The sequence below is a fragment of the Salinivibrio sp. ML323 genome, from assembly GCF_001995745.1.
GTDB lineage: Bacteria > Pseudomonadota > Gammaproteobacteria > Enterobacterales > Vibrionaceae > Salinivibrio > Salinivibrio kushneri.
The window spans coordinates 21565-27564 of the sequence record NZ_MUES01000033.1 but is presented as its reverse complement, the minus strand read 5'-3'; the positions used below and the strand labels follow the sequence as shown (position 1 = coordinate 27564).

Below are 6000 nucleotides of genomic sequence, written 5' to 3'. Positions count from 1 at the left end.
ATTCATGTGGTATTAATACTTAATTATAACTTAAAAAGCAACTCATGCGTTAGCCCTATTTAATTAACTCCAGTAAAATTTACTGCGAGGTAACGTCATCTTTGATACTATACGAGAAAAGCGCTTTAGCTGTGCGTGTTTTATCGTTTTTTTCCTTGTAAGAAACGGTAACGATGTAATCGCCAGAGCCTTTAATGGCATCATCGCTTTTCATAGCAACGCGCATTTCTCCGTTTTGGAGTAAATATACAAGAAGACCTGTTTTCTCATTGTTCTCATCAAGTACGACGTAGTTTGAATCAATATTAGATACCTCAATGTCATCAGGTAACGTGATCGGATTATCAGCATTGTCTATGAATAAATCAGCTAAGTCTGCTTTGAAGAAAGTAACCGGCCTGTTAACTGTGTCACCATTTGTCAGATCTAATGCATCAAAATCTTCTTGTATTGATTCAAAAACGTCGGGGTTGACAGAGGGATCTGATGAGGTGGGAGGAATCTCGCCCATACTTTTATCACCGTCTACGGTCATGCGATAGTTCGGATCGGATATTTTATCATCAGAAATCTTTTCAACGGCGTTTTTTGCGTCCAATACGAAGTCACGTGGATTTGATTGATATTTGTCTGGGCGTTTAGCTTTAGAGTCTGCCAAGATTTGAGCTGTCTTATGAAGCTTATTATTTCCGTTATCAATAAAGTCAACGTATAAATCTGAATCCGAAGGAAGACCTAGCGCCCCCTGAATCGAATTAATTGCTGTATCTACATCCGTCTTGTCATTCTCCATCGTTAATACTATGAGATCTGTCAATGGCGATATCACTGCCGCACCTTCAGTTGTATGAAGTGTATATTCGTTATCGAGTGGCATTGAAGGACGATCTGAGTCGGTTGTGTAAACCGTTTCATATTTTCTATCCATACCTGCAAGCACTTGTTGTGCAGGCTCTCCAAGAACTAAAGTTTGTAGAGACAGTTTTTCAGAAGGTGTGTTGTCGAGCGTTAATGTACCAGATTCATCGGTTAAACCAATAAACTCATCGGGATCACTAAATCCACTTTTGTTATCATCTTCGATGTAAACAACCGCATTTTGCAGATATCCATCAAAGCCAGTTACTGTATAACCTGATGACGAAGTGTTTGACGACGAGCTATCGTTATCTAAGTCACAACCGGTTAAAAATGCAATCACTGATATAGCTAATACTGTTTTTTTCATAATAAAAAATTCCATTAATGATAAGGCGTGACAGCTTGATATATGACAGAGCTATGATCAAATATGTTGCTCTGCTTTCTCAGGCTTTTCATGCTTATTTCTCTCCGTTTCGCGAATACCATCACGAAATTTCAATTCTTAGATGCCGTCCACGAGTTATTTAAATTCTTCCAGTTTTCGATAGCTGGCTTCGGCATTTCTCATAAGTTGATAAGCTATTGAGAGCATGGTTTACGGGTTTCCTACTGATCTCATGCGATGACAATGCACACCTTGATGCAGCATTGATCAAGGTTAACGCAATGAGCAAAGTTATAAGCTCGATATGCCCATTAGTCACATAGAGGTAAGTGGTGGGATAATTTTCACGGAATTAGAGCGGTAGGTGACTGATTTGACCAATAATGCCTCGGTCAACTGTTAGTCATTCATGGTAACCACGTTTTGATCTGGCGATATGAAGCATATGACTAACAGTTGATCCTCTCTCATTCGTTTAATCATGATTGTTGCACTTATTACCTGAATTCAGGTCTTTCTTTCTCGGGCTTAATTGCTTATCACACCATTTTTCAATAGAGGGTGCGTATAAGGTGAACAGGCCAACGATCATGGCGATGGCGCAGATTACATAGATAGCTGTCATTACACCCCTCCTTATTGGTTAACTTTAGTATACACCTTGTTTCGCCTTTCCTCGGCCTCAAGTGCCGAGGAAAGGCGCGTGTTTGAATCAGGTCGATGAAGATGGTTTGGTATCTCTATCAAACTGCTTGATCAGGACCGAGGTGTCGCAACGGCCATAGCCGCGCGCTTGTAACTTGTTGTACTGTTGATCCACTTGCTCGGTCAAAGGAAGGTTCACGCCTAATTTGGCGGCTTCTTCTAAACAAAAGCCCAAATCTTTACGCATCCAATCAATCGCAAAGCCAAAATCAAAACTGTCTTCCGCCATGGTCAAAGCACGGTTTTCCATTTGCCAAGAGCCTGCGGCACCATGTTTAATGGCATTGAGCATCTTTTCGATATCGAGATCAGCGGATTGCGCGAAGGTGAGTGCCTCGGATAAGCCTTGTAAGACGCCGGCAATACATATTTGGTTGGCCATTTTACAGCGCTGGCCACTGCCATATGGGCCTATATGCTGGATGGCACTGGCATAGGCGTTCATGACGGGTTCAACGTCACTGAACACAGTCGGGTTGCCACCGACCATAATGGTGAGTGCGCCTTTTTCCGCGCCAGCTTGGCCGCCTGAGACGGGGGCATCGAGAAAGCTTAGGCCTTGACGCTCGCATACTTGTGCCAACTCAAGGGCCAGCTCGGCAGAGGTAGTGGTGTGATCGACCAGCGTACTGCCTTTTTTCATATTAGCTAACACACCAATATCGCCATACACCACACTGCGTACGTCATCATCGTTTCCCACGCACATAAAGACGATATCAGCATCAGCTACAGCTTCGGCGGGCGTCATTCCATATGTGCCTGAATAGGTGTCGCACCACGCTTCGGCTTTGCGGGTGGTGCGGTTATAGACGCGAGTTGGGTAGCCGTGGCGTTGAAGATGCCCGGCCATTGGAAAGCCCATTACGCCTAGGCCAATAAAGGCTACCTTGGTATTGTTGAGTTGCATGGTTATCTTGCTTCCTTGTCGTTAATTTGGGGTAAATTTATCAGAAACTTAACCTTTGTTGTATTTGTCGATGATAAGCTTGTATCATCTTCTTTTGTGTTGCGGCACGGATAATTATGACAGCACGACAACTTTTCTCGTTAACGATCGCGCATATTAACGACACCCACTCTCACTTTGAGTCCACCCCTGTCTCACTGAACCTGGACGACAAGGCGACACCGGTTTATGCCAATAGCGGCGGGTTCGCACGCATTGCATCTGCGGTATCACATTTTCGCGAGCAGGCTAAGCAGGATGATCATGCCTTCCTTTTTTTACATGCTGGGGATTGCTTTCAAGGGACTCTGTATTACTCCTTATTCAAAGGTAAAGCGAATGCAGATTTGCTGAATCGACTCGGTATTGATGCGATGGCGATTGGTAATCACGAGCTTGACCAAGGGAATGGCCCCGTGGCCGACTTTCTTGATGATATTCAATTCCCATTGCTTGCGGGGAATTGGCATGTGGCGGATGAGTCAAAAGACAAGGATAAGCGTGTCAGTGACAAACCCGCTTTATTGCCATATATCGCTCCGGAGGAGCGTGCGAGTACACTCATCAAAACCTATGCCGGGCACAAAGTGGGCATCTTCAGTTTAGCGGTTGAGCAAATGGCGGCATTGGCTCACCCTGATCACGATACGCCTTTTTTGCCGGCAACACGGATCGCCGAAAACACCGTGGCTTTTTTGCGCCAACAAGGCGTGAATACCATTATTTTATTGAGCCACTTGGGTTATGACAAAGACAAGGAACTAGCGACTGCGGTTAATGGGATTGATGTGATTGTGGGCGGTCATACCCATGTGCTGCAGGGAGACTTTCAAAACCTTGGTTTGGCGAAAGAAGATCCCTACGGCTATAAAATCAACGATACCTGGATTGTGCAAGCGGGCTGCCATGCGCAAGCCATTGGGCGGTTTACGTTATCTATTGATGAAAACGGTCGGCCAGTTGCCTTTGAAGGCCAAAACTACTTATTGCTTGGCCGTAGCCTCGCGATGGATGCCTCGCGGGAGCAGCAATTGACCGAAGGTTCGTATCAAGCAGTGAGAGCCTATCTCAACCGACAAGACAATGTACTGATATTACCCAGTGATCTCGCGTTGAAACAGTATCTACAGCGCACCTACCGTCCCCATGTGGCGCAACTAGAAAGTGACATTGTCACTCAGGTGCCGCAACGACTCCGTCATGTACGCGTACCTGACAGCGAGGGCGGCAGCGAAGTGGCGCCACTGGTGACAGAAAGCTTTTTATGGGCGGCACGTGAGCAAGGCATTGAAGCCGATTTTGCTATTCATAATGCGGGTGGCGTGAGAGTCAGTTTAAACGCCGGGCCGCTCTCTGCTGCTTTAATTGCAGGCGCGTTGTTACCGTTTGCTATTGACGTGATCGCCTACCAGGTAACCGGCGCACAGATCCGTCGTGCGATTGAAGGCGCGATCAACAATGCGACAGATAATGGCATAACGGGCCTCGGGTCGGGCAGTTTTCCGTATTGCGCCGATATACGCTATCGCTACGAAGCGTGGCAGCCGATGGGCACGCGGGTGACCCAACTCGAAATAAAGCGTGGTAATCACTGGATAGCCATAGATGATGAGCGACAATACACGGGTGTGTCGTCATCTTATACCGCGCAAGGAAAAGAGGGATACGATGCGATTCAAACCGGTGAACGTCGCTCGATTGGCTTATCCATGGCGGAGTGCTTTATTGACTATGCACGTCAGCAGCCAGTGTTAGCACTGCCTGCTGAGCCTTTAGTGTGTTACCTCCGAACGTCTGGTGAGAGGAAAACCTGCTGGGGGAAATAACTTGGCTTGCCCTTTGCTTATTGATAGTCAGCTTGGTGTTGACGGCAGACAATTGCCGTTTAAGTTTTTGACAAGATTGTCGATACATTAAGTGAACCTGAATTGATCGACACACTATCGAAAGGTGAGGGGTTATGGAAAAACGTGATTGGTTTGATATCGGCTTGATCAGTTTTTGGTTGGTGGCTTGGGCATCGATTGTTTACTTTGTGCCAGTCATTTAACTTATTTACTGATCCGCGGATTGCGGGGGAACCTGTTTGAGTCGGGTTCCCCAGCGCACTAACAACGGCTGTAAATAAATGGGCAGCTGTATGGCGCCGATTAATGGTAGAAATGCCGGCCCCAGCGCGGCACCGGCAACGGTGTACGTTAGCAATACATTCCGATTGACCGCCGATACGGCGGCGATCATGCTCGCCTCCCGCCCCCGTTTTCGATATAGCCCATACGCAATGATGAAAAAAAGTATGCAAATTGCAACTGAAATGGCTAAAAGCTCCAACGCGTAGCCTGAGTCGTTTTGCCACATTGCCCCGAACGGCCCTACTAGCCCTAATGGAAAACTGAACACCAGCACAATGGTAAACTGTGCCAGTTTGCTGTGAATGCGTTTGAGCTTTTCTGGTTTGATCAGCGCGTGAAAAAGCGCGGCAAACAGCATGGGACCAAAAATAAAGATCACCAATCGCACCGCATAGCTTTTTAGATCCAATGAAAAATCATCACCTGACAGCACCGTGAGATTGATGAATAAGACGACAGGCATGAGCAATGTTGACGCGATGGTGTAGGCCATGGCGATGAGCGCGTCCATTCCCAAAGAACGAATGATGGCAGGCGTTGCAAACAAAGACCCAGTGGCGCAAATGCCACTGATTGCAAGTAACAAAGAGGTAGACGCGCCGAGTAGCCACGCGAGAGAACAAGTGAGTACGGTGAGTAGCACTGAGTGAACTAATGCGTACACCCAGACCTGCCACCGGGCTAACGCTTTCAATAATAGACCTTGATGAATGCCAAGCAGGGTAAACAGCATCAAGGCGAATAGCACATAAGGTAAAAACGGAAATAAGGCTAACGAGACGCTCGGAAAGGCAAAGCCAATCAATGCGGCAATAAAAAGACACAACGCTGAATGTTTGGCGAGAAACGCGAGCATGGTCAACACCTTGGTCACATGTGTAATCACGATGTTATCAGGTTTTCACAACTAATCGAGTGAAAAATAGTCTTTTTCAATGATTAATACACTGTGTCGTATAAAAAGT

At 46.3% G+C, this 6000-nt stretch carries 4 protein-coding genes; 1 reads left to right on the top strand and 3 read right to left on the bottom strand.

The window, feature by feature from the left end; genetic code table 11:
- Positions 1–79: 79 nt before the first annotated feature.
- Positions 80–1228: a hypothetical protein gene (locus BZG13_RS13645; RefSeq protein ID WP_077487009.1), complete on the bottom strand. Its 1149-nt coding sequence runs from the start codon at positions 1226–1228 to the stop codon at positions 80–82.
- A gap of 733 nt (positions 1229–1961) precedes the next feature.
- Positions 1962–2864, bottom strand: coding sequence for an NAD(P)-dependent oxidoreductase (locus BZG13_RS13640; protein ID WP_077487008.1), 903 nt, complete (start codon positions 2862–2864; stop codon positions 1962–1964).
- A gap of 116 nt (positions 2865–2980) precedes the next feature.
- Between BZG13_RS13640 and BZG13_RS13635 the strand changes: the two genes are divergently transcribed.
- Positions 2981–4729, top strand: coding sequence for a bifunctional metallophosphatase/5'-nucleotidase (locus BZG13_RS13635; protein WP_077487007.1), 1749 nt, complete (start codon positions 2981–2983; stop codon positions 4727–4729).
- Between the two features lie 229 nt (positions 4730–4958).
- Here BZG13_RS13635 and BZG13_RS13630 read toward each other — a convergent pair whose 3' ends face one another.
- Complete coding sequence (locus tag BZG13_RS13630) at positions 4959–5891, bottom strand: hypothetical protein (RefSeq protein ID WP_198935530.1); 933 nt, start codon at positions 5889–5891, stop codon at positions 4959–4961.
- Between the last annotated feature and the right edge of the window lie 109 nt (positions 5892–6000).

Excerpts from the sequence above, each read along its gene's own strand:
- BZG13_RS13645 (WP_077487009.1), bottom strand. The coding sequence starts at position 1,228 with ATGAAAAAAACAGTATTAGCTATATCAGTGATTGCATTTTTAACCGGT.
- BZG13_RS13635 (WP_077487007.1), top strand. The coding sequence starts at position 2,981 with ATGACAGCACGACAACTTTTCTCGTTAACGATCGCGCATATTAACGAC.
- BZG13_RS13630 (WP_198935530.1), bottom strand. The coding sequence starts at position 5,891 with ATGCTCGCGTTTCTCGCCAAACATTCAGCGTTGTGTCTTTTTATTGCC.
- BZG13_RS13640 (WP_077487008.1), bottom strand. The coding sequence starts at position 2,864 with ATGCAACTCAACAATACCAAGGTAGCCTTTATTGGCCTAGGCGTAATG.